This window comes from Pseudomonas putida (genome assembly GCF_028682635.1).
GTDB classification, from domain to species: Bacteria; Pseudomonadota; Gammaproteobacteria; order Pseudomonadales; family Pseudomonadaceae; genus Aquipseudomonas; species Aquipseudomonas putida_AE.
This window is the reverse complement of record NZ_JANHLK010000005.1, coordinates 149134-173116: the sequence shown is the minus strand read 5'-3', so window position 1 is coordinate 173116 and position 23983 is coordinate 149134. Positions and strand designations below refer to the sequence as shown.

Genomic DNA, 23983 nt, shown 5'->3' with positions numbered 1-23983 from the left:
ATCGACGGACAGAAGTTACCCGTCGACCGGTATTTGTCATCAAACTGGGACAGTGCCCTGGTGAATAACCGTATTACTGGGTGATGCGAGGAATGGCGTCGAAGACCACCACTGGATTGGCGGTATACAGGCCGGTCTGACCATCGCCCGGTTTGGCCGCCGTAATACGCATCTCGGCACGCATCCCGCCATTGGACTCGGTGTCACCCACCACTTCCTGAGAAGTGCCGGTCAGTGTTACGCCGTTGAAGGTGTAGGTCAGTGGAATGTTTTGCGCTGGATTGCCATTGAACAATGGCTGCGGGCCGCCTTCGACGTAAGCATTCACCGAGCCGTTGGTGTGCTGGATGTCGAACATGCCGGCTACATCGGTCAAGGTACCGGTGCCCAACTGGTACCGCATATTTTCGTCTTTGCCGAAATCCGGGTTCACAGGCTGGGCATGAAACACCTTGCTCGGAATATCAGCGGTGATGTTGATGGAGGTGCGCGCTTCTTCCGCAGCGAACGCCATCGAAGTGCTGAGGGCCAGGAGGGTCATCGGGACGGCGATTGCAAACTTCTTGAACATTGTCGAGTACCTGTGTTTTCAAAGGATTGGTCTGTAGAAAGTTTTGATGATCCGTGCCAACAACCAGAATGATGGCGTTTCGGTTCAACTTTCGACACGGAGAATGATTGACCAATTTCCTAAGAAAGTAAGTACGAAAACTCTGCGCAACATGTAGTAAAAGTGACTCACGCATCGACAGAAAAAGCATTCAAATCAGACAACTACGACATTTACCCATCAGCCATATCCTACACACAGTTTTATCTGAAAAAGCATACAGACAAAAACTAAAACAACTTCTGTAAGAACCATACTACTTAGCCAGTAACTAACTACTGACAATAGTTGGAAGCCTGATAATTAGTTTAATTACTCTAAAATAGCCAGCACTCCTTTCTCCCGCCGGACCGACGGGCGCGGCGCACCTACCGACCGCTGGTCAAAAAAGCTTGCACGGGGCATAAGATATATCTTACGTTGTATCTAGACACGACAGGAGAAGGAAAAAATGAGAGACCATCATTCCCCCCACCGCGAACACGGCGACGGTCGCGACGGCTTCGAAAAACGCCCCGGCCGCGAACGCGGCGGTCGCGGACCCCGGGTATTCGCCCCCGGCGACCTGAAACTGCTGTTGCTGGCCCTGATCGCCGAACAGCCCTGCCACGGCTACGACCTGATCCGCCAGATCGAAGGCATGTTCGACGGCGCCTACAGCCCCAGCCCCGGTGTGATCTACCCCACCCTGACCTTTCTGGAAGAAAGCGAAATGATCCAGGGCGATGCCGAAGGCGGGAAGAAACGCTACAGCGTGACCGACGCCGGCCGCCTGTCCCTGAGCGATCAGGCCATCGCCCTCGAAGGCGTGCGGGTGCGCATCGATGTCAGCAAACGCTCACTGCGCGGTCATGATCGCCCGCCGGAAATCCACGAGGCGGTGCATAACCTGCGCCATGCCCTGCAATTGCACCACGGCCGCTGGAGTGCGCAAGAGATCCAGCGCGTCGCCACCCTGCTCAACAACACCGCCAAAGCCATTGTCGACGGCCCAGCCGTTCAGGCTGGCCAGGAGATCGCCGAATGACCGCAGTCGATACCTCAACCATTCACCGTGTGATGCACGAGATCAAGCGTCGCAAACTTGAAGTCCTGCGCGTCGTTGACCTGACCCCGCGCATGCGCCGTATTACCTTGGGCGGCCCTGAGCTGGCCGGTTTCATCAGTCTCGGCACCGACGACCACGTCAAACTGCTGTTCCCGCAGGACGCGGCGCAACAGGCGGCACTGGACACCCTGGTACTCGGCGCCGGCAAGGACGACGGCCCAAAGCCGGCCATGCGCGACTACACCCCGCGCCGCTATGACCTGGATGCCCTGGAGCTGGATATCGATTTCGTCCTGCACGGCGACGGCCCTGCCTCGACCTGGGCCGAACAGGCTCAGCCCGGGCAGTTCCTGCACATCGGCGGGCCACGGGGTTCGATGATCGTGCCGGACATCTTCGACAGCTACCTGCTGATCGGCGACGAGACCGCCCTGCCCGCCATCGCCCGACGCCTTGAAGGCCTGGCGGCCAATCGCAAGGCGCTGGTGATTGTCGAAGTGGAAAACGGCAAGGAACAGCAGGTGTTGGAGAGTGCTGCCGAGGTCAATGTAATCTGGGTGCTGCGCGAAGGCGGCAAGGATCATCTGCTGAGCACCGTGCGCCAGATCCAGGTGCCCGCCGGCAGCCTGTACGCGTGGGTGGCGACCGAGAGCAAAGTGTCGCGGCAGATTCGTCGGGTGTTGCTCGATGAGCATGGGCTGGATGAGCAGTTCGTCAAGGCGGTGGGTTACTGGCGGCTGGATGACAGCGACGAGGAGTGACCGGCTTCAGGGCCCCATCGCCAGCAGGCTGGCTCCCACATGGGATCTGTGTACACCACACCCTAGTGGGAGCCTTGTGGTGCCATGCTGGTTCAAATGATGGTGAGTAAAATCGGGTCTGAATCTGTAGTCAGACTCGATTCTCCTGTTCCCTGATAACGCAATTCCACTATTCGACCCTTGAACCATTGCAACTGCGCCAGGGACAGCTCGACCTCCAGGTCTTGGCTCTGTTGATATTCACCGTCTTCCGGTTCTGCATCTGGCGATGAGGGTACCCACTCGCCTGCGGCGATGTCGGCACCTTTCAATTCGGGGTCTTCAGGATCGCCGATAATGGCATAGACAATGCCTTCCAGATAAAGCTGTGCGGTATTGGAGATGCCGAGGCGCAGAGGTCCCTTGAACGTGGCGAGTGTAATCGTTGCTTGGGGGGGAGAGCCGGTGACGTCGATATTCAGCGTTGGCGCAGGATTGGCCATGATGAAAGCTCCTTGTAGTTTAGCCATCAGGTGCACGGCAGAAGCCGGCACTTGGCTTCAGGGGAGACTTATCCGCTGCGGGCTTGTTGGGGGGAACTGTTAGAAATAACAGTTCCGACCAGTGGTGCAATGCAGAGGTCAGGCGCTGCGGATTCAGGGCAATTCGGGATCTTCTACCCGTTCCGTCAGATAATCGACGCGTTCGACGCTGCCATCACCCAATACGTAGAATTTTTTTCGTAGGATTTTCCAGGTGGTTCCCGGCATCCAGTGGAATTCGACATAGTCTTCATTGTTGACATGGAGGTCGAACACTTGGGACATCTCGTAAGCCATCTGTAGTGTTTCGGTTGGAAATACAAATTGATGTCTTATTGGCATGGCTGAATACCCCAGCAGTGATTGAACTGCCGATTTAGCCTGCCTCGTTGACCGCGCATAACTGTTAGAAGTACCAGTTACGATGACTGGTCATGGTAGATCTTGTTTTTGCGGTGGTCGACGTATGCCACCAATGCCCCCCTGTAGGAGCGAGCCTGCTCGCGATAGCGCCAGCCCAGCCAACATAAATGCTGAATGAGCTACCACCATCGCAAGCCCCCCACAGGCCTCAAACACTAAGCTTCAGCCTTTGCCGCCCGCGTAGCTGACAACCCAACCTCCCGCTCCCGAGCCAGCACCTTCACCGCATCATCCACCAACGGGAGAGCGCGTTACGTGATTGGGAACTGCGTAGAGGGGAAAGCCAAATCTCAAACGGATTGATACTGCGCATTATCCAACTCCTTGATATGAGGAGCTGCCACGTTCGTTTCCACACGAATGGGTGACAGCTGTGCGCAGGGTGGAAAACCGGGAATCAAGGAAACCGGCACGTCCGAAGACGTCCCACGCACAGCCGCCATAACTCACGCCGCAGACACAAAAAAAGCGCCGGCAGACGTGATGGGGGCGCTGTTGCGCCTTGAATTACACGGGCTTCCACACCCGGTCGCTGAATTGGCAGCGACGGTGGGAGGGTTTCGTGTGGTCCCTTTTCCCGCAACCTTCGAGAGCGCTGAACAATGATTTGGTCAGTCACCGCCGGAAAAGCGGGACGTAAAAGCGGACAGGCTTATTTCCCAGCTAAGAGCAATAAATCGTCCCCTTTGTTCGTTTTTCACGACTAGACATTCGCACTATTAACGGCGGATAGGGGGGAACCTGGCGTTAAATTCTAAACCTGCTTCTAAACCAGCCCTGGCTATATCCGCCTGCATTCTTCGAGGATCTTGTCCAGCTTCTCGAATTTGTCGAGCCCGCATTTGCATCATGTCATTTACTGCTCGTTCTCGCGCTAGGGCCCGATGTAGCCGCAGTTCTCGCGATTCTTGGGGTGGTAGTGGGCGGTTGCCACGTAAATCACTTGGATGACCTCCAGCTGCGTCGCCTTGAAGTTGATTGTGTTCAAGGCTCGGCTCTTTTACTTTACCGTCCCATACAACACGTCTGTCGGGGTCAATTTTACCGGCTAGCAGATTCGGGTTTTGATTAGGCCTACTCGTAGACGGAAAATAGCTGGGCCTCTCGTGCGGTGGTGGTCCGTCGTATCCGTGGTATAGGCCCGTGGTTGGTTGAATGTCGCTGATAGCTGGACTGTTATTTCCTCTTGGACCCGGTGTTGAAGCGGTAACGGTACTTATTCTGCCTAACGCCTTCAGTTCCCCTGTTTTTTCAGGACGCATTGGGCCGAGAGGAGCTGAAGCCATTAGGCTTTTGGAACGGCTTGGCCCCGTAATATCGGCGCCACCAAATAGAAAGTTAAAAATATTGGCTCCCATCTTACCCCATCGAACATGCCCCGTCGGATCCGAAAAATTCACCGGATCCCCCACGCAATACACATACGTATTCAACCCGCCATTTCCAAACGGACTCCATCTATCTGGGCTATGGAAGCGCATGAATATCGGGTTGTAAGCGCGGTAGCCGTTGCCCAGTAAATACCAGCCGATGCGCGCCTCACGCAATTCACCGTTGAAACCTAATCGCGTCGCAACTTCCTGCTGCCCGGATTGTTGACCGTAGGCAGAATAGGCGATGGAGTTGGGCTTGCCCCCTGCGATTTCGGCGAACACCGAGTTCTTATTGTCGGTTGCCAGCAGGACAGTGCGTTGCCCAAGCGAGTTGCGATGGTTATCAGCCATAGGGTCAGTCATGAAAAGGTCTACCTTGTTGAACTTTCCGACTTTATTCAAGGCCTCCAGTTTGATTCATTCTGCATAGCGTTGGGTACTAGCAGAACTGCTAGTACCCATTGGCGGACTTGCTCCGGGCGGCGTTCCGACGTAAGCGGTGGTCAGCTGACATCTCTATCGACTGGTCGGCAGTCTTCGCGAGCAAGCCCGCTCCCACATTGGATGATTGCCATGTACAGGATCTGCGTTCGCAGGCGATCCACTGTGGAAGCCTGCTCGCGATGGCGATATTACCTACACTACAAATCCAGGCCTATATTGCGACGCCCCAGCCACCGATCCCAGCCGATCACCATTAACGCAATCAAGACAAACCCCACCAGCAATCCCCCGGCATTGATGAACACCTGTGGATAACCCAGTTTCTCGACATCAATGAATGGGTAGGGATAAACCGCCAGCACATGCCCACGCAGCAGCGAATAGGCGAAGTAGGCCAGCGGATAGATCACCCACAATCCGATGTGTCCCACCCGCAGCCTGCCCTTGGGCACGCAACGCCACCAATACACCAGGAACAGCAGCGGCATCACGTCATGCAGCAACTCATCGGCCAGCCATTGCCAGCCTTCTGGATGCCATAGATGACGCAGCAACAGGTTGTAGGCCAGGCTGACCACAACGATGCTCACGGCAATGCCACTACTGACCCACGGCTGCAGGAACCAGCGACGCGCCGCCGATTCGCGGGACGTCGCTGCACAGGTCAGCACGGTCGCCACCAGGGTGTTGCTCAGTACGGTGAAATAGCTGAAGAAACTCACCAGGCCGCCGAGCAGACTGGCGCCGAAATTCCAGCGCGCAAAAAAAATCAGGTACAGCTGGATACTCAGGCCGGCCCAGCCCAGCACGGCCGCCAGTGTAATCAAGCGTCGCTGCATACCCTGCGCGGGCGGCATGTCAAACCGGACGCTTGGTGCGCATCAGTTTCACGTATAGACGTTCGACTTTCTCCCGCGCCCACGGGGTCTTGCGCAGGAACGTCAGGCTCGACTTGATGCTCGGATCGCTCTTGAAGCAACGGATATCGATGCGCTCGGCCAGCCCCGACCACTCGTAGTGTTCAACCAGCGCGTTGAGGATCTGTTCCAGTGTCACGCCGTGCAGCGGATCGGGGTTGTGTTCGTTCATGCCAGGCCTTCGAGCAGAGTGGGAATTGGAAGCCGCGCACCTTACGTTAAATGTAGGTGAAACGGAAAAGATCGCAGCCTGCGGCAGCTCCTGCAGGACTGTTACCAAATCTGAAAGGATGCATGTCGGTAAAAGCGCTTTCTCTATTTGTAACAGAACATTATCCTTACGCCCGCCCAAGCTGAAACGCTTCTGCCGTCAGCTTTGCTTCTGTCGTTTACGTTCATCCCCCAGAAAAAGATCAAGAATTCCTTCTCTATGCCTGAATTACGATTCTCGAAAGACAGCGCTGTCTTTGCGCATGTCGCATGCCTGCTCACAGGCCTCGGCGCTTTCAGCCTCGCCACTTGCGCCCAGGCGGCGCCCGCCTTCGACAGCGACTCACCGTGGATGCTCGGTGACTGGAACGGCACCCGCAGTGAACTCTCGGCAAAGGGCTACGATTTCAAGATCGACTACACCGGCGAAATGGGCAGCAACCTGCATGGCGGCTACGATCACGATCGTACCGCTCGCTACAGCGATCAGTTCGCCCTGGGCACTCACCTGGACCTGCAGAAAATCCTCGGCTGGGACGACGCCGAGTTCCAGCTGACCATCACCAAGCGCAGCGGCAACAACATCAGCAACGACCGGATCAACGACCCACGGGTCGGCGGTTTCACCTCGGCGCAGGAAGTCTGGGGTCGTGGCCAGACCACGCGTCTCACCCAGATGTGGTACCAGCAGAAATTCCTCGACCAGAAACTCGACATCAAGGTCGGCCGTTTCGGCGAGGGCGAAGACTTCAACAGCTTTCCCTGCGACTTCCAGAACCTGGCGTTCTGCGGCTCCCAGGTCGGCAACTGGGTGGGCGACATCTGGTACAACTGGCCCGTCAGCCAGTGGGCGATGCGGGTCAAGTTTCACCTGACACCCGAGTTGTACGCGCAGGTCGGCGCCTATGAGCAAAACCCGTCGAACCTCGATCGCGACAACGGCTTCAAGCTCAGCGGCAGCGGTACCCAAGGGGCCATCCTGCCGGTGGAGCTGGTGTGGACGCCGAAGCTCAATGGCCTGCCAGGTGAATACCGTGCCGGCTATTACTACAGCAACGCCAACGCCACCGATGTCTACAAGGACAGCCACGGCCAGCCTGCCGCCCTGAGTGGCGAGGCTTACCGCAGCGCATCGAGCAAGCATGGCGTGTGGCTGGGCATCCAGCAGCAAGTCACCAGCATCGCCAGCGACCACTCCCGCGGCCTGAGCCTGTTCGCCAACGGCACGATGCACGACAAGAAAACCAACGCCATCGACAACTATGTCCAGGCCGGCCTCGTCTACAAAGGCCTGTTAGATGCCCGCGCCAGGGATGACATCGGCTTTGCCATGGCCCGCGTGCACGTCAACCCGGCGTATCGCAAGAATGCCGAGGCGAGCAATCAGGCCAAGGCTGTCTTCGACTACGACGACCCGGCCTTCCTGCCGCCGCAGGACACCGAATACAGCGCCGAGCTCTATTACGGCGTGCACGTCACGAACTGGCTGACCGTGCGCCCGAACCTGCAATACATCCGCCACCCCGGTGGCGTGAACGAGGTCGATGACGCGCTGATTGGCGGGATCAAGATCCAGTCGTCCTTCTAACCAACACCACAAAACCCCTTGTAGGAGCGAGCTCGCTCGCGATGGTCGTGAACGATAACGCAGCGAAAACCTGACACCCCGCATCGTTCTCAGGTTTTTCGCGAGCAAGCTCGCTCCTACAGGGGATTGCGTGAACCCGATAGATATATCTGAACCATGCCCACGCGGGATCGTCATCTACAGTGAACCTGCGCGGGACCACTTGAAACGTCACGGAGAACCACACTATGAGCACTGAAGGTGCTTTGAGTCGAAGCCGTCTATTGCCGACCTTGCTCGGCATACTGCTTCTGGTAATGGGCCTGGCCATGCTGGCCGGCGGGATCAAGCTGAGCATGCTCGGCGGTTCGCTGTACTACCTGCTGGCCGGTATCGGCCTGGCGCTGACCGGCATCCTGCTGATCGCCGCGCGCCGCGCCGCGCTGGGCCTGTACGCACTGGTGCTGTTCGCCAGCACCGTCTGGGCACTGTGGGAAGTCGGTCTCGACTGGTGGCAACTGGTGCCGCGCCTGGCGATGCTGTTCGCCCTGGGCCTGGTCATGTTGCTGCCGTGGTTCCGCCGTCCACTGCTGCGTAATGGCGCCGCCCCCATGGGCACCGGCGCCCTGAGCGTGGCCGTGGTGATCGCGGGCGCAACCGCCCTGGCCAGCCAGTTCACCAACCCGGGTGAAATCAAGGGTCAGCTGGACCGCGACAGCGTGCCGGGCATGACCAACACCGCCCCGGCCATGCCTGACGGTGACTGGAACTCCTATGGCCGCAGCGCCCATGGCGACCGTTACTCGCCGCTGGCGCAGATCACCCCGCAGAACGTCAACAAGCTGGTACCGGCCTGGACCTACCGCACCGGCGACCTGCCAGGGCCGAACGACCCGGGTGAAACCACCGCCGAAAACACCCCGCTGAAAGTCAACGGCATGCTCTACGTGTGCACGCCGCACAGCCAGGTGATCGCGCTGGACCCGGACACCGGCAAGGAAATCTGGCGATTCGATCCGAAGCTGTCGACGCAGAATGCGGCGAACTTCAAGGGTTGGGCGCACATGACCTGCCGTGGCGTGACCTATCACGATGACGCGGTGTATGCCTCCGAGCAGAGCCCGACCGGTTCGGCCAGCCCGGCCCCGGCCAGCGCTTGCCCGCGCAAGATCTTCCTGCCGACCGCCGACACCCGCCTGATCGCCCTGAACGCCGACACCGGCAAGATGTGCGAAGACTTTGGCGACAAGGGCCAAGTCGACCTGCGCGCCAACATCGGCGGCTTCACCGCCGGCGGTTACTACTCCACCTCGCCTCCCGCGGTCACCAAGGACCTGGTGGTGATTGGCGGCCACGTCACCGACAACGTCTCCACCGACGAGCCGAGCGGCGTGATCCGCGCGTTCGACGTGCACACCGGCAAACTGGTGTGGAACTGGGACAGCGGCAACCCGGACGATACGACGCCGATTGCCGAGGGCAAGACCTACACCCGCAACTCGCCAAACATGTGGTCGATGTTCGCGGTCGATGAAAAACTCGGCATGCTCTACCTGCCGATGGGCAACCAGACCCCGGACCAGTTCGGCGGCGCGCGTACCCCCGAATCGGAACTGCACGCGGCCGGCCTGACCGCCCTGGACATCGCCACCGGTAAAGTGCGCTGGCACTTCCAGTTCACCCACCATGACCTGTGGGACATGGACGTCGGCGGCCAGCCAACCCTGATGGACCTGAAAACCGCTGACGGCGTGAAGCAGGCCGTTTTGGCGTCGACCAAGCAAGGCAGCATCTACGTGCTGGACCGCAGCACCGGTCAGGCCATCGTGCCGATCAACGAAGTGCCGGTGCCGCAAGGCGCGGTGGAAGGCGACCACACCTCGCCGACCCAACCGAAATCCGACCTCAACCTGATGCCACCGCCGCTGCAGGAGCGCGACATGTGGGGCGTCACGCCGTTCGACCAACTGATCTGCCGGATCGACTTCAAATCCATGCGCTACGACGGCCCGTTCACCCCGCCATCGCTGCAGGGTTCGATCGTCTATCCCGGTAACTTCGGCGTGTTCGACTGGGGCGGTATCTCGGTTGACCCGGTGCGTCAGATCGCATTCGTGAACCCGAGCTACATGGCGTTCAAATCGAAGATGATCCCGGCCGCCGAAATCGCCGCCCAGGGCCCGCGCAAAAGCGAAACCGAAGGCGTGCAACCCAACAAGGGCGCGCCGTACGGTGTGGTGCTCGAAGCCTTGCTGTCGCCAATGGGCCTGCCGTGCCAGGCGCCGGCGTGGGGCTACGTGGCCGCGATCGACCTGACCACCCATGAAAAGATCTGGATGCACAAGAACGGTACCGTGCGCGACAGCTCGCCGGTTCCGATTCCCCTGAGCATGGGCGTACCGAGCCTGGGCGGCACCTTCACCACCGCCAGTGGTGTCGGTTTCCTCAGCGGCACCCTCGACCAGTACCTGCGAGCCTATGACGTGAAAAACGGCAAGCAATTGTGGGAAGGTCGCCTGCCGGCAGGCGCGCAAACCACGCCGATGACCTACACCGGCAAGGACGGCAAGCAATACGTGCTGGTCGTGGCTGGCGGTCACGGTTCACTGGGCACCAAACAGGGTGACTATGTGATTGCGTACAAACTGTCGGAATAAGCGACAACCGTAGTTAAAACCAGGGCGACTCTCGCAAGAGGGTCGCCTTTTTTGTGCCCTGAAACCGGCACTCGGCCCCTTGCCTCAGCGCCACAGCCGTCTAACATCAAACAAAAGGAAATTTTGTCCCAATCCCCTCAAGTTGAAGGACTCGACTACCGACACAGTACTCATTGGGCAATCGCCCCAGACCACAGCAAATCGGCCAAGCAGCAGGCAAATTCCCCCAGGGTGAATTGTCCCTTTGACTGCCATCACGGGATTGCCAATACTCATGGCAACTTGACGCTACCCGCACGGAACAAGGAATAACCCTTTGAAGCTGGAACTCAAGAACAGCTTGTCGGTGAAGTTGCTCCGGGTCGTGCTCCTGTCGGCATTGATCGTCGGCGTTGTCTTGAGCTGCGCGCAGATTGTTTTCGATGCCTATAAAACACGCCAGGCCGTCGCCGGCGATGCCGAACGCATCCTCGACATGTTCCGCGACCCCTCGACCCAGGCCGTCTACAGCCTGGACCGGGAAATGGGCATGCAGGTGATCGAAGGCCTGTTCCAGGACGATGCCGTGCGTCAGGCGTCCATCGGCCATCCCAACGAAGCCATGCTGGCGCAGAAATCCCGTGAGCTGCAGCACTCCAGCAGTCGCTGGCTGACCGACCTGATCCTCGGCAAGGAACGCACCTTCACCACCCAGTTGGTGGGACGCGGCCCTTACAGCGAGTACTACGGCGACCTGAGCATCACCCTCGACACCGCCACCTACGGCAAGGGTTTTATCGTCAGTTCGGTGATCATCTTCATTTCCGGGGTATTGCGTGCCCTGGCGATGGGACTGGTGCTGTACCTGGTCTATCACTGGCTGTTGACCAAACCCTTGTCGCGCATCATCGAGCACCTGACCGAAATCAATCCCGACCGCCCCAGCGAGCACAAGATTCCTTTGCTCAAGGGCCACGAGAAAAACGAACTGGGGGTGTGGATCAACACCGCCAACCAGTTGCTCGAATCCATCGAGCGCAACACCCACCTGCGCCACGAAGCGGAAAACAGCCTGTTGCGCATGGCCCAGTACGATTTCCTCACCGGCCTGCCCAACCGCCAGCAATTGCAGACGCAGCTGGACAAGATCCTGGTCGATGCCGGCAAGCTGCAACGCCGGGTCGCGGTGCTGTGTGTCGGGCTCGATGACTTCAAGGGCATCAACGAACAGTTCAGCTACCAGACCGGCGACCAGTTGCTGCTGGCCCTGGCCGATCGCCTGCGCGCCCACAGCGGACGCCTGGGCGCCCTCGCCCGCCTGGGTGGCGACCAGTTCGCCCTGGTCCAGGCCGATATCGAGCAACCCTACGAAGCCGCCGAACTGGCGCAAAGCATTCTCGATGACCTGGAAGCGGCGTTTGACCTGGATCACCAGCAGATCCGCCTGCGCGCGACCATTGGCATCACCCTGTTCCCCGAGGATGGCGACAGCACCGAGAAGCTGCTGCAAAAAGCCGAGCAGACCATGACCCTGGCCAAGACGCGCTCGCGCAACCGCTATCAGTTCTATATCGCCAGCGTCGACACCGAAATGCGTCGGCGTCGCGAACTGGAAAAAGACCTGCGCGATGCACTGACCCGCGACCAGTTCTACCTGGTCTACCAACCGCAGATCAGTTATCGCGATCACCGGGTGGTCGGCGTCGAAGCGTTGATCCGCTGGCAGCATCCCGAGCACGGGATGGTACCTCCGGACCTGTTCATCCCGCTGGCCGAGCAGAACGGCACTATCATCGCCATCGGCGAGTGGGTGCTGGACCAGGCCTGTAAACAGTTGCGCGAGTGGCACGACCAGGGCTTCAGCGACCTGCGCATGGCGGTCAACCTGTCCACCGTGCAGTTGCACCACGCCGAGTTGCCACGGGTGGTCAACAACCTGCTGCAAATGTATCGCCTGCCACCGCGCAGCCTGGAATTGGAAGTCACCGAGACCGGCCTGATGGAAGACATCAGCACCGCCGCCCAGCATTTGCTCAGCCTGCGCCGCTCCGGCGCGCTGATCGCGATCGACGACTTCGGTACCGGTTATTCGTCACTGAGCTACCTGAAAAGCCTGCCGCTGGACAAGATCAAGATCGACAAGAGCTTCGTGCAGGACCTGCTCGATGACGACGACGACGCGACCATCGTTCGCGCCATCATTCAACTGGGCAAGAGCCTGGGCATGCAGGTGATTGCCGAAGGCGTGGAGACCCTGGAGCAGGAGGCCTACATCATCTCCGAGGGCTGCCACGAGGGTCAGGGCTATTTCTACAGCAAACCCCTGCCGGCGCGGGAGTTGAGCGCTTACCTGAGGCAGGCCCAGCGTAGCAACGCCGCCATCTTGTAATCCCTATGTGGGAGCGAGCTTGCTCGCGATGGACGTTAACGATAACGCGTGCTGTCTGAATAAACGCGGCGCCCTGACGTTCATCGCGAGCAAGCTCGCTCCCACAAGGTGAATAAGAAATATTTCCAACCACAACCCTTTACACATAATGCGAAAGATTTGCATTATGTCGCAGTTTTGCGCGCTGGACGCGTTATACCACCCCCTCTCGAAGCAGGATGTTCGCCATGATTCGTATGCCTCTGGCTACCGCCAGTCTGTTGGCCATCGCAATTTCCCTCGCCGGTTGCGGTGAAGGTAAAGACAAAGAAAAAGCGGCCGCTCCTGCGCCAGCGGCCAGCACCGCTGCTGCCCCGGCCGCTCCAGCCGCTGCACCTGCCGCTGCCAGCAAGGTCGACGAAGCCGCTGCCAAGGCCGTTGTCGCACATTACGCCGACATCGTGTTCGCCGTTTACAGCGATGCCGAATCCACTGCGAAAACCCTGCAAACCGCTGTTGACGCTTTCCTGGCCAAGCCGAACGCCGACACCCTGAAAGCCGCCAAGGCTGCCTGGATCGCCGCCCGCGTTCCTTACCTGCAGAGCGAAGTGTTCCGCTTCGGCAACACCATCATCGACGACTGGGAAGGTCAGGTGAACGCCTGGCCACTGGACGAAGGCCTGATCGACTACGTCGACAAATCCTACGAGCACGCACTGGGTAACCCTGGCGCCACGGCCAACATCATCGCCAATACTGAAATCCAGGTCGGCGAAGACAAGGTCGACGTGAAAGACATCACCCCGGAAAAACTCGCCAGCCTGAACGAACTGGGCGGTTCCGAGGCCAACGTCGCCACTGGCTACCACGCCATCGAATTCCTGCTCTGGGGCCAGGACCTGAACGGCACCGGCCCTGGCGCCGGCAACCGTCCAGCTTCGGACTACCTGGAAGGCAAAGGCGCCACCGGCGGTCACAACGATCGTCGCCGCGCCTACCTGAAGTCCGTGACGCAATTGCTGGTCAGCGACCTGGAAGAAATGGTCGGTAACTGGAAGCCGAACGTGGCCGACAACTACCGCGCCACCCTGGAAGCGGAACCGGCTGAAAGCGGCCTGCGCAAAATGCTGTTCGGCATGGGTAGCCTGTCCCTGGGCGAACTGGCGGGCGAGCGCATGAAGGTTTCCCTGGAAGCCAACTCCCCGGAAGACGAACACGACTGCTTCAGCGACAACACCCACAACTCGCAGTTCTACGATGCCAAAGGCATCCGTAACGTGTACCTGGGCGAATACACCCGCGTCGATGGCACCAAAATGACCGGCGCCAGCCTGTCGTCCCTGGTGGCCAAGGCCGACCCGGCTGCGGACACCGCGCTCAAGGCCGACCTGGCCGCCACCGAAGCCAAGATGCAGGTCATCGTCGATCACGCCAACAAGGGTGAGCACTACGACCAGCTGATCGCTGCCGGCAACACCGCCGGCAACCAGATCGTCCGTGACGCCATCGCCTCACTGGTCAAGCAGACCGGTTCGATCGAAGCCGCCGCCGGCAAACTGGGGATCAGCGACCTGAACCCGGACAACGCTGATCACGAGTTCTGATCAACGCAGGCCAGCCTGTGCATAAAAATGCCCCGACACGTTCGGGGCATTTTTTTTGTCGCTTCGCTTGCCTCAGATGCGGAAAACGAAAATATTCACCGCGCCACCCTCCACCGGCCGCTGGATACCGCCGATCAATGTCACCAGGTTGTTGTCAGCTTGAGCTTGAACGAACAACGCACGGGTTGCAGGGTCCATCTGGTGAGTCCTTGGACCGACATAGCTGCCGCCCTCGACCACGTCCCCCACGACGCTGCGTAAGGTCAACCAATACAGCGTCTCACGCCCCGGACGCCGGAAAATCAGCTCGGACCCGGCACCGCCGGGGACCACCTGGTAGCGACTGCCGGTCAATCGCTCGGTCATCAATGTCCGTAGCGTACTTCCAGATCCGCTACTGAGCGCGTCATGCAACAGCACATCAACCCCTTCAGTGCTGAAATGCAGCCGACTGTAATAACCTGGAGGGCTGTTGAGCGTCCAGGACCCATCCAGTGCCCTCGGCGCTCTCGGCAGCATCGACAACGGATCACCCAATGACGCTCGGGTTGCCGAGGGCCCGAAACGCCAGTTCTGCAGGGTGCGCCGCATCGAAGTGATCCCCCAGCCGGTTGGCCCCGCTGGATTGGCCTGATTGAACAGGCGGTTGGCCACCTGCAACCGCGAATCCACGGTCAACGTCGCAAACCCATCCTCCACGTACGCAGCGATACTTTTCTCGAAAGGCAACTCGATCGGATGTACCCACCGGGACAGTGTCGTACTGAAGGTGGCCACTCTTGGCTGGCTGAACAGATCAGACCGCAGCAACTGCTCGAATTGCACAAAATTATTGATCTCGATGGCCGGGTCGTACATGAAAACCAGCCCCTCTCTCACGGTTCCCCCGGCAGGCAGGATCGGATAATAGCGCTCGTCGATCTTGACGTAGTCGCGCCCGACCAACGCCGGGTCGCCCGCCGTTCGTCGATAGATCCCCATTTGCGCGTTTTGCAACTGAAGCTGGGTCGCATCAATGACTTGCCCCCAATCGGCAAATTTCTCATTGGCTGGACGGGCCGGGCGCGACGGGGCGGGCGCCGGTCGACTCGGCCCTGGCGTCGGCTCAACGGGTGCCGGTCGAGTGGTGTCGGTAACCTCGCCGCCGCTCCATGAGCGCGAGAAATCCAGGCCTCTGAGGCGTAATTGCAAACGATGGGGAGAGATCGTCAGGTACGGGTCGAAAACACTCAGGTCCATCCCTCTGCGCAGGTGATCAACCAGACTCAATTCGAACTCGCTTTGACGTCCTCGCGGAAAAAGGAACGAGTCGAACACGCGCCTGGCCTGTGTTTCGTCAAGAAACGGTCGAACATCCCTGAGTGCTCTCTCGGTGACTCCGCCGCCCAACCCGGGCGCATCGTGATGAGTGCCGATTTCCCAGTGCCCCGCCGAATCCTGGCGAATCGGTGAGTAATGCCCCTGGATCGGTTTGCGAGCGTCCCTGACTCGCCAGGCGTCCTCGAAACCTTCATCGATGATCGAGTACCAGTGGTTTCGGTCATTGAGGAAATACTGCTTTGAACCATCGACTTTCGATGTTCTGTAGTGGATGCCCTTGCCCTCCCACCCCGGCAAGGGCAACAGCCCCTCGGGCTTTTTCCCCAGAGCCATTTCCGGGTTCAACCATCGCGCGCCTGGAGCGACCTTCAGCCCGCCACTGACATGTCGCGAGCCGACAAACCCATCGGCCAACGCACCGACAAACTCGCCCAATGCCCGGACGACGTGATGGGCCGCGGCGGTTCGGTCTCCCAGGCTCGCCGCTTCCACCACGTTGAAGACGGAATACAGGCTCCTGGCCAGGCCGATCGGCAAGGTCACCCGCACCGGCAATACCATCATCAGGACATCAAGCGCCGTGGTGGCAACGCTGATTCCAGTCTCGACGTTGGTTTGCTCGGTGGTGGTCACTTGAGCCGCTGCATCGTTGATCGCAAAATTGACCTCGGTTTCGTAGGCGTCCTCAAAGAGGTTGTTGGCAATCCTGGACATGTGAACCATTGAAAGGTCGCCCCGACCTCTCAACGTGGACCGGACATGGGGTTGGAACGCCCGCTCTACCCGCCCAACCAGATACTCCCGCCATTGACTGTCATGGGTGAAATCAAGCGTGAAGCGCTCAGCGACAAACTCATGAAACACCCGTCCGCCAGGCGCCTGGGGCGTATACGCCACAATCGAGCCGCCGGCCGCGGACGTACGGAACAACAACACCCCGCGTACCCGCTGACCGCGCAGCTTCAGATGTTCTACCACCACCCGATGCCCCTCGACCTCGCGACGCTTATCGTCGTCGACCGGCGCATCGAGCACCGTCTGTACCCAGTTGAAACCACGTGCCAGCCGGTCCGGGTAAAAATCGCCATTGATCTTGGCTTCAATGGCGTCCAGGCGCAGCTGCCGTTCCATGACCCGGGCATAAGCTTGCTTGCGAACCGCCGCCTGCGGGGAAGTGATCAATGCGTCCTTCAAAAAAGCGTCGTAATTTTTACCGACGTTGAGCCTGCGGACCAGGTCCTTGACCTGCTCAAGGCTCAAGTCGTCAAACGTCTCGGCCGATTTCGCTGCCTGCATATCCTCGGGCTGCAAGGCTTCCTCGGGCTTGTCGCTGCCCTCGACCTTCAAGGTCATCCTGGAGAAATGGGTGAAGTTGAAATCCAGTCCACCGACATTTTCCAGGGCCAGCTCGGTCAACGTCCGCTTGCGGTGCTTGTACAGCGGCTCGCCGGGGTCGCGGATGGTGGAGCCGGGCGCGCCAGGGGGAACGACAATCGGAGGGACTGATGGCTCCTTGCTGTGGACGATGATGTCGTCCGGATTGACCGTCAGGCCATACTCGCCCTCGAGGGCCGCGCGAAGTCGGCGATTGCTGTAGGCCAACAGGTCACGGCGGTTGCTGAACTGGGTTAATGACGGAAACCCTTCGGGCTCGGACAGGTTGGCCAGTTCCTCGCCATAACTGGCCGTTGCCGTGGCCCAGGCATTTTTGTCGGTTTCGTCGGCATCCTGCAGAAAGGCCGCCAACCGGGCCCGGCAGCGCTTTTTGATCCGCGCCCACAAGACCTGCTCGACATCAAAGGCCCTGCGCAAATCGGTCACCCGGTCAAATCCGCAGGGCAGGTCCGCCTTATCGATGTGCGCCCCCGTATCCTGGTACCTGTCAACGGTCGAGGCGAGGTTTTCGCGAATCAGCAGGCACTGCGATTCAATGCCATGGCTGAAGGGAGAGTCCAGACGCTCCAGGTAATGCACCCGATCGCGTTCAGGGGCAGCACGATGCAAGGCCAGGCCGCGGGCCTGGTCCTTGTCGGCCACCAAGGCCAGCAACGTCGTGAACTCGGCGCCATGGCTCAATCTTCGATGCAGTTCGCGGTCAAGGCTGGCCAACGAGTCGAACGCCTCAAGACCCATGGCGGGGACAAACAACAACACCTGGCCCACATTGGCTGTCGGCGCAACGGGACGAATCGTCGGGGCAGCGTCCTTGGTATCCCACTTCACCTCCGAGTCTTGCGGGTCCCGTGCGGTCAGGATGAACGCACCATGCAGCGGGATATGGGCTGCCTCATCGTCCGTGAGGGCCAGCCCATACACACAAGGACGATAACTTTTTAAAATCTGCCGAGCCTGGGCGGTCGGGTAGCGCAACACTTTGCCGAACAGCGCCTCATCGGTGGCGTCGAGCAAGCCATCACCCTTGAGCAAGGCGACTTCGGCTTTCAGCGCCTCGGTTCGAGTCTCGATCAACCATTGCTTGCGGGTTCGCGAATCGGTCGGGCCCACGGCGCCAGCCCAGTATTCATCCAGGTACTGTCCATAGTTCGCCAGCAACCCGCCGGCCAGGTCATCGAGAAATGTATCGAACGCCCCGGGCGTGAGCGCGGTCAGGAGCGTCGCCTCCTTGCCCGCTTCGGGTACTCGATAGAAGCGGGCCTTGCGACTGGTAAAGTCCGCCGCTTGCCCGGTGACGATACGTTGCACCACCGCGTCCATCAGGCTGGACGACATCGACTGGATATCGAACGTGTCGTCCGGCTCCCCGGTGGACGCGTCGTCGGTTTCGAGACACTCGATAAAGCTGCGCAGCAGATCCAGCGACGGCGTCAGATCAGGGAACGCCTTGTCGAAGTGCTGTTGCACGAAAGCATGGAAGGCAGGTTGGCCCTGGAACAGCTCTGCGGTCTGGATACTCAGTGCCGACAACTTCCTGCTCTGGGTGATTTGCAAGGAATTGTCCCGGACGGCAGGTAACGCTGCCAGGGATGAAGGTTCATGCAGCATGGCGAATCTCTTCTGTGGGTAAACAGCCCCCATCGTGCCCCTGGGAGAACCCCCTGGTGCGTTACATATGTATTGGGTGCGTCAGGCCTGGGTCTATGTCCCAAATCAGGCAAACGATAATTCCTCTTATTCAAAACCCCCTGCCCTGTTAGACTTTGCGCCCTTGTTTTGCTCGTCTTGCAGGATGTCTGATGCCCTCGCTGCCTCTTCGCTTGTCCGCACTGTTGCTGGCCCTGTGCCTGAGTGCCTGCGATGACGCCCCGAAGTTCACCCAGGCCGAACCCGGTGAAGCCCGCTCCGGCGGCAGCACGACCGTGCGCAAGACCGACCAGAACGCCTTTTCGCTGCCCTCCGCCAACCTGCCGCCGTCACGGCGCGTGGACTTCAGCGTCGGCAACAGTTTCTTTCGCAGCCCCTGGGTGATCGCGCCTTCGACCACCACCGCCCGCGACGGCCTCGGCCCGCTGTTCAATACCAATGCCTGCCAGGGCTGCCATATCAAGGACGGCCGCGGTCACCCGCCGCCCGCCGATGCGTCGAATGCCGTGTCGATGCTGGTACGCCTGTCGATTCCCGACGCCCCGGCCTACGCCAAGGTCATCGAGCAGCAGGGCGTCGTACCGGAGCCGGTCTATGGTGGGCAGTTCCAGGACATGGCCGTGCCTGGCGTCACCCCGGAAGGCAAGGTGCGGGTCGAGTACACGCCGGTGCCGATTCGCTTCAAGGACGGCACCGAAGTCCAATTGCGCAAACCGAGCCTGAACATTACCCAACTGAACTACGGCCCGATGCACCCCGACACGCGATTCTCGGCACGGGTGGCACCGCCGATGATTGGCCTGGGCTTGCTGGAGGCCATCCCGGAAGAGGCGATCCTGGCCAATGCCCAAGCGCAGGCAAAGGCCAATAACGGCATTGCCGGGCGTCCGAACCGGGTCTGGGATGACGTGCAGCAAAAAACCGTGCTCGGGCGATTTGGCTGGAAAGCCGGGCAACCGAACCTCAATCAACAAAATGTGCATGCGTTTTCCGGTGACATGGGCCTCACGACCAGCCTGCGCCCCTTTGACGACTGCACCGACGCGCAAACCGCCTGCAAACAGGCACCAAGCGGCAACGGCCCCGATGGCGAGCCTGAAGTCAGCGACAACATCCTGCGCCTGGTGCTGTTCTATACCCGCAACCTCGCCGTGCCGGCGCGCCGCGATGTCGGCACGCCCCAGGTGCTGGCCGGCAAAAACCTGTTCTACCAGGCCGGCTGCCAGTCCTGTCACACCCCGAAGTACACCACCGCCGCCAACGCCGCCGAACCTGAACTGGCCAATCAAGTGATTCGCCCCTACAGCGATCTGCTGCTGCACGACATGGGCGACGGCCTGGCCGACAACCGCACCGAGTTCCAGGCCAGTGGCCGCGATTGGCGCACCCCGCCGTTGTGGGGCATTGGCCTGACGCAGGCGGTCAGTGGCCATACCCAGTTCCTGCATGACGGCCGCGCCCGCAACCTGCTTGAAGCCGTGCTCTGGCATGGCGGCGAGGCAACAGCGGCGCAGCAACAGGTTTTGACTTTCAATGCCGAGCAGCGCGCTGCGTTGCTGGCGTTCCTGAATTCCCTTTAATACGCATCTTCCAGCGGGAGCCCGACATGTTCCGTCCCAAATTGTTGTTCACCAGCCTTGCCGCACTCGCCCTGGGCGCCTGCTCGCCGCAGGACCCGCAGGCCGTTACTTCGGCAGCGATCGCCAAGTCGGTGATCCTGCCGACCTACACCCGCTGGGTTGAAGCCGACCGCCAGTTGGCCGTCAGCGCCCTCGCCTACTGCGAAGGCAAGGAAAACCTCGAAACCGCCCGCGCCGACTTCCTGCACGCGCAAAAAGCCTGGGCCGAGCTGCAACCGCTGCTGATTGGTCCACTGGCCGAAGGCAACCGTGCCTGGCAAGTGCAGTTCTGGCCGGACAAGAAGAACCTGGTCGGTCGTCAGGTCGAACAACTGGTCACCGCGCAACCACAGATCGATGCCGCGGCGCTGGCCAAGTCCAGTGTGGTGGTGCAAGGCCTGTCGGCCTACGAATACATCCTGTTCGACAGCAAGCCTGATGTGGCTAACGCCGAGCAGAAGGCCAAGTACTGTCCGCTGCTGATCGCCATTGGCGAACGCCAGAAACAGCTGGCCGAAGAGATCCTCAAGAGCTGGAACAACACCGACGGCATGCTCGCGCAGATGAGCAAGTTCCCGAACCAGCGCTACGCCGACTCCCACGAAGCGATCGCCGATCTGCTGCGTGTGCAGGTGACCGCCCTCGATACCTTGAAGAAAAAGCTCGGCACGCCGATGGGCCGCCAGAGCAAAGGCGTGCCGCAGCCGTTCCAGGCCGATGCGTGGCGTAGCCAGTCGTCCCTGAGCGCCCTGGAGGCCAGCCTCGCCGCCGCCAAAACGGTGTGGGAAGGTGTCGACAATAAAGGCCTGCGCGGCCTGTTGCCGAGCGATCAAAAGCCATTGGCCGACAAGATCGACGCGGCCTACGCCGCCTCGTTGAAACTGTTCGCCAGCAGCCAGCGCTCGCTGACCGAAATGCTCGACGACGACGCCGGTCGCCAGCAACTCAATGATCTCTACGACAGCCTCAACGTCGTCCACCGCCTGCACGAAGGCGAGCTGGCCAAGGCGCTGGGCATCCAACTGGGCTTCAACGCCAACGACGGTGACTGATGAGGGCAAGTTCCATGCTGCGACGCCAGGCGCTGAAGTTAGGGAGTTTGCTGCTGGGTGCGGTGACACTGGGCGGCTGGACGCTGTCCAGGCACAAGGATGAAAGCCCGCTGCTGCTCTCGGCGCGGGACGATACCGACGGCAAGCACTACGCCGTCGGTTACCGGCTGGACGGCACCCGGGTGTTTGCCACCCAGGTCGGCCAGCGCTGCCACGACATCATCAACCACCCGGCGCTGCCGATCGCGCTGTTCGTCGCCCGGCGTCCGGGCACCGAGAGCTACCTGATCGACCTGCGAGACGGCACGCTGCTGCAAACCGTGACGTCGCAGCCGAACCGGCACTTCTACGGACATGCGGTGATTCACCACAGTGGTGACTGGCTGTACGCCACAGAAAACGACACCACTGATCCGGGTCGCGGCCTGCTTGGTGTCTACAAGTTCGAAGGCGAACGCCTGGTCCACAGCGGCGAGATCCCCACCCACGGCATCGGCCCGCATCAAGTGTCGTGGATGCCCGATGGCGAGACCCTGGTGGTGGCCAACGGCGGCATCCGCACCGAAGCCGAAAGCCGGGTCGAGATGAACCTCAATGCCATGGAGCCCAGCCTGGTGCTGATGCAGCGCGACGGCACCCTGCTGAGCAAGGAAACCCTCGGCCAGCAGATGAACAGCGTGCGTCACCTGGGCATCGCCAGCGACGGCACCATCGTTGCTGGCCAGCAATTCATGGGAGCGGCTCACGAGCACTCGGAGCTGCTGGCGATCAAGCGTCCCGGCCAGCCGTTCGTGGCGTTCCCGGTGCCCGAGCATCAATTGCAGGCCATGGGGCACTACACCGCCAGCGTCGCGGTGCACAGCGACCTGCGCCTGGTCGCCTTGACCGCGCCCCGGGGCAATCGCTTTTTCATCTGGGACCTGGACAGCGGCGAAGTGCGCCTGGATGCGCCACTGCCCGATTGCGCCGGGGTGGGTGCGGTGGCCGACGGGTTTGTCGTGACCTCGGGCCAGGGCCGTTGCCGTTACTACGATTGCCGCCAGGAAAACCTGCTGGCAAAACCGCTGGAGCTGCCTGCGGGGCTCTGGGACAACCATCTTCACTTGATGGCGTGATGGAGATCTTGTAGGAGCCGGCTTGCCGGCGAAGGCGCCCCAAAGATCGCTGCAAATCCAACGGCCCCTTCGCCGGCAAGCCGGCTCCTACAGATGGGGGGAAGCCCCAAAAAACATCCATTGGAATCACCTGCGGAGTCGGGGTAAGGTTCCCGCCTGTCTCACCTGATTTTCTCCAAGGAACTGGAAATATGCTGCGTCGCCGCATGCTGATCATGTTGGGTGTTGTTCTGTTGGTCGTGCTGGTCCTGGCCGGTTACAAAGCCTTCTCCATCTACACGATGATCCAAGGCTTCTCCGCGCCCAAACCGCCGATCAGCGTCGCCGTGGCCACGGCAACCGAACGGCCATGGCAGGCCCGCCTGCCCACGGTCGGCACGCTCAAGGCGCTGCAAGGCGTGGACCTGAGCCTGGAGACCGACGGCACGGTCGTCGATCTGCAGTTCGAGTCCGGGCAGAAGGTCAAGGCCGGTCAACCGCTGCTGCGCCTGGACAGCGCCGTGGAAACCGCCTTGCTCGAAACCGCCCAGGCCGACCTCGGGTTGGCCCAACTCGATTACGGTCGCGGCAGCCAGCTGGTGGGCAGCCAGGCCATTTCCAAAGGCGAGTTCGATCGCCTGTCGGCGGTACAGAAAAAGAGCAAGGCCACGGTCAATCAACTCAAGGCGGCGCTCGGCAAAAAAAGCATCGTCGCCCCCTTCAGCGGGACCATCGGCATTCGCCAGGTGGACGTTGGCGACTATCTGGCCAGTGGCACCATGATTGCCACCCTGCAAGACCTCAGCAGTCTCTACGTCGACTTTTTCGTGCCCGAGCAGTCGGTGCCGAAGGTCGCCATCGGCCAGCCGGTGGAAATCATCGTCGCGGCCTACCCTTCCCTGACCTTCCCCGGCACCATCAGTGCGATCAACCCGAAACTGGAAAACAGCACGCGCAACATGCAGGTCCGCGCGACCCTGGCCAACCCCGATGGCAAGCTGCTGCCCGGTATGTTCGCCAGCCTGCAGGTGATGTTGCCCAACCCGCAACCGAGCATCGTCGTGCCGGAAAGCGCGATCACCTACACGCTCTATGGCAACTCCCTTTATGTGGTCGCAGAGAAAAAGGCCGAAGACGGCAGCCTCGAAAAGGACGACAAGGGCCAGCCGGTCCTGATCGCTGAACGGCGCTTCATCGAAACCGGTGAACGCCGCGACGGCCAGGTGGTGATCACCAAAGGTGTGAAGAACGGCGAAAAAGTGGTCACGGCCGGCCAGATCAAACTGGACAACGGTGCGCACATCGCCATCAGCGACGACAAGACCCTGGCCGAGAAGAACAGTCAGCCTCGCGCGGACTGATCAAGGAACCCCC

Annotated in this window: 17 protein-coding genes; 10 read left to right on the top strand and 7 right to left on the bottom strand. The window is 60.3% G+C overall.

Annotation, left to right across the window (positions count from 1 at the left end; genetic code table 11):
• Nucleotides 1–73: 73 nt before the first annotated feature.
• Nucleotides 74–571 (bottom strand): CS1 type fimbrial major subunit, encoded by a 498-nt coding sequence (locus NPS56_RS08475; RefSeq protein ID WP_274074257.1) that lies wholly within the window; start codon nucleotides 569–571, stop codon nucleotides 74–76.
• Nucleotides 572–1061: 490 nt separating this feature from the next.
• Here NPS56_RS08475 and NPS56_RS08470 point away from each other — a divergent pair, with 490 nt between their 5' ends.
• On the top strand, nucleotides 1062–1637 hold the full coding sequence (locus NPS56_RS08470) for a PadR family transcriptional regulator (protein ID WP_274074256.1): 576 nt from the start codon (nucleotides 1062–1064) through the stop codon (nucleotides 1635–1637).
• Nucleotides 1634–2419, top strand: a complete 786-nt coding sequence (locus tag NPS56_RS08465; protein WP_274074255.1) for a siderophore-interacting protein — start codon at nucleotides 1634–1636, stop codon at nucleotides 2417–2419. The genes NPS56_RS08470 and NPS56_RS08465 overlap by 4 nt, the downstream gene beginning before the upstream one ends.
• Nucleotides 2420–2511: 92 nt before the next feature.
• On the opposite strand, the gene NPS56_RS08460 is transcribed toward NPS56_RS08465, so the two are convergent.
• From NPS56_RS08460 to NPS56_RS08440, 5 genes are all read right to left on the bottom strand, one after another.
• The gene (locus NPS56_RS08460; protein ID WP_274074254.1) at nucleotides 2512–2901 is read right to left on the bottom strand and encodes a hypothetical protein; all 390 of its coding nucleotides are present in this window, start codon (nucleotides 2899–2901) and stop codon (nucleotides 2512–2514) included.
• 153 nt (nucleotides 2902–3054) lie between these two features.
• Nucleotides 3055–3225, bottom strand: a complete 171-nt coding sequence (locus NPS56_RS08455; RefSeq protein ID WP_274074253.1) for a hypothetical protein — start codon at nucleotides 3223–3225, stop codon at nucleotides 3055–3057.
• Nucleotides 3226–4082: 857 nt separating this feature from the next.
• Complete coding sequence (locus tag NPS56_RS08450) at nucleotides 4083–5138, bottom strand: RHS repeat-associated core domain-containing protein (RefSeq protein WP_274074252.1); 1056 nt, start codon at nucleotides 5136–5138, stop codon at nucleotides 4083–4085.
• 239 nt (nucleotides 5139–5377) lie between these two features.
• The gene (locus NPS56_RS08445; RefSeq protein ID WP_425313622.1) at nucleotides 5378–6019 is read right to left on the bottom strand and encodes a Pr6Pr family membrane protein; all 642 of its coding nucleotides are present in this window, start codon (nucleotides 6017–6019) and stop codon (nucleotides 5378–5380) included.
• Nucleotides 6020–6038: 19 nt separating this feature from the next.
• Nucleotides 6039–6269 carry a VF530 family protein gene (locus NPS56_RS08440; protein ID WP_274074250.1) on the bottom strand — a complete coding sequence of 77 codons (231 nt, stop codon included), beginning with the start codon at nucleotides 6267–6269 and terminating at the stop codon, nucleotides 6039–6041.
• Nucleotides 6270–6527: 258 nt separating this feature from the next.
• Here NPS56_RS08440 and NPS56_RS08435 point away from each other — a divergent pair, with 258 nt between their 5' ends.
• From NPS56_RS08435 to NPS56_RS08420, 4 genes are all read left to right on the top strand, one after another.
• Complete coding sequence (locus NPS56_RS08435) at nucleotides 6528–7895, top strand: carbohydrate porin (protein ID WP_274074249.1); 1368 nt, start codon at nucleotides 6528–6530, stop codon at nucleotides 7893–7895.
• A gap of 227 nt (nucleotides 7896–8122) precedes the next feature.
• The gene (locus NPS56_RS08430; protein WP_274074248.1) at nucleotides 8123–10531 is read left to right on the top strand and encodes a glucose/quinate/shikimate family membrane-bound PQQ-dependent dehydrogenase; all 2409 of its coding nucleotides are present in this window, start codon (nucleotides 8123–8125) and stop codon (nucleotides 10529–10531) included.
• Between the two features lie 316 nt (nucleotides 10532–10847).
• Entirely contained in the window at nucleotides 10848–12899 is a 2052-nt protein-coding gene (locus NPS56_RS08425; RefSeq protein ID WP_274074247.1) for a putative bifunctional diguanylate cyclase/phosphodiesterase, read from the top strand.
• Between the two features lie 227 nt (nucleotides 12900–13126).
• Nucleotides 13127–14482, top strand: coding sequence for an imelysin family protein (locus tag NPS56_RS08420; RefSeq protein ID WP_274074246.1), 1356 nt, complete (start codon nucleotides 13127–13129; stop codon nucleotides 14480–14482).
• Nucleotides 14483–14554: 72 nt separating this feature from the next.
• Here NPS56_RS08420 and NPS56_RS08415 read toward each other — a convergent pair whose 3' ends face one another.
• On the bottom strand, nucleotides 14555–18805 hold the full coding sequence (locus tag NPS56_RS08415; protein WP_274074245.1) for a dermonecrotic toxin domain-containing protein: 4251 nt from the start codon (nucleotides 18803–18805) through the stop codon (nucleotides 14555–14557).
• A 191-nt stretch (nucleotides 18806–18996) separates the two neighbouring features.
• Between NPS56_RS08415 and NPS56_RS08410 the strand changes: the two genes are divergently transcribed.
• The 4 genes from NPS56_RS08410 to NPS56_RS08395 all read left to right on the top strand — a co-directional run bounded on the left by NPS56_RS08410 (nucleotide 18997) and on the right by NPS56_RS08395 (nucleotide 23970).
• The gene (locus tag NPS56_RS08410) at nucleotides 18997–20424 is read left to right on the top strand and encodes a di-heme oxidoredictase family protein (RefSeq protein ID WP_274074244.1); all 1428 of its coding nucleotides are present in this window, start codon (nucleotides 18997–18999) and stop codon (nucleotides 20422–20424) included.
• Between the two features lie 26 nt (nucleotides 20425–20450).
• Complete coding sequence (locus NPS56_RS08405) at nucleotides 20451–21515, top strand: imelysin family protein (RefSeq protein WP_274074243.1); 1065 nt, start codon at nucleotides 20451–20453, stop codon at nucleotides 21513–21515.
• 14 nt (nucleotides 21516–21529) lie between these two features.
• Nucleotides 21530–22630, top strand: coding sequence for a DUF1513 domain-containing protein (locus tag NPS56_RS08400; protein ID WP_274074242.1), 1101 nt, complete (start codon nucleotides 21530–21532; stop codon nucleotides 22628–22630).
• A 191-nt stretch (nucleotides 22631–22821) separates the two neighbouring features.
• Nucleotides 22822–23970: an efflux RND transporter periplasmic adaptor subunit gene (locus tag NPS56_RS08395; protein ID WP_274074241.1), complete on the top strand. Its 1149-nt coding sequence runs from the start codon at nucleotides 22822–22824 to the stop codon at nucleotides 23968–23970.
• The last annotated feature ends 13 nt before the right edge of the window (nucleotides 23971–23983 follow it).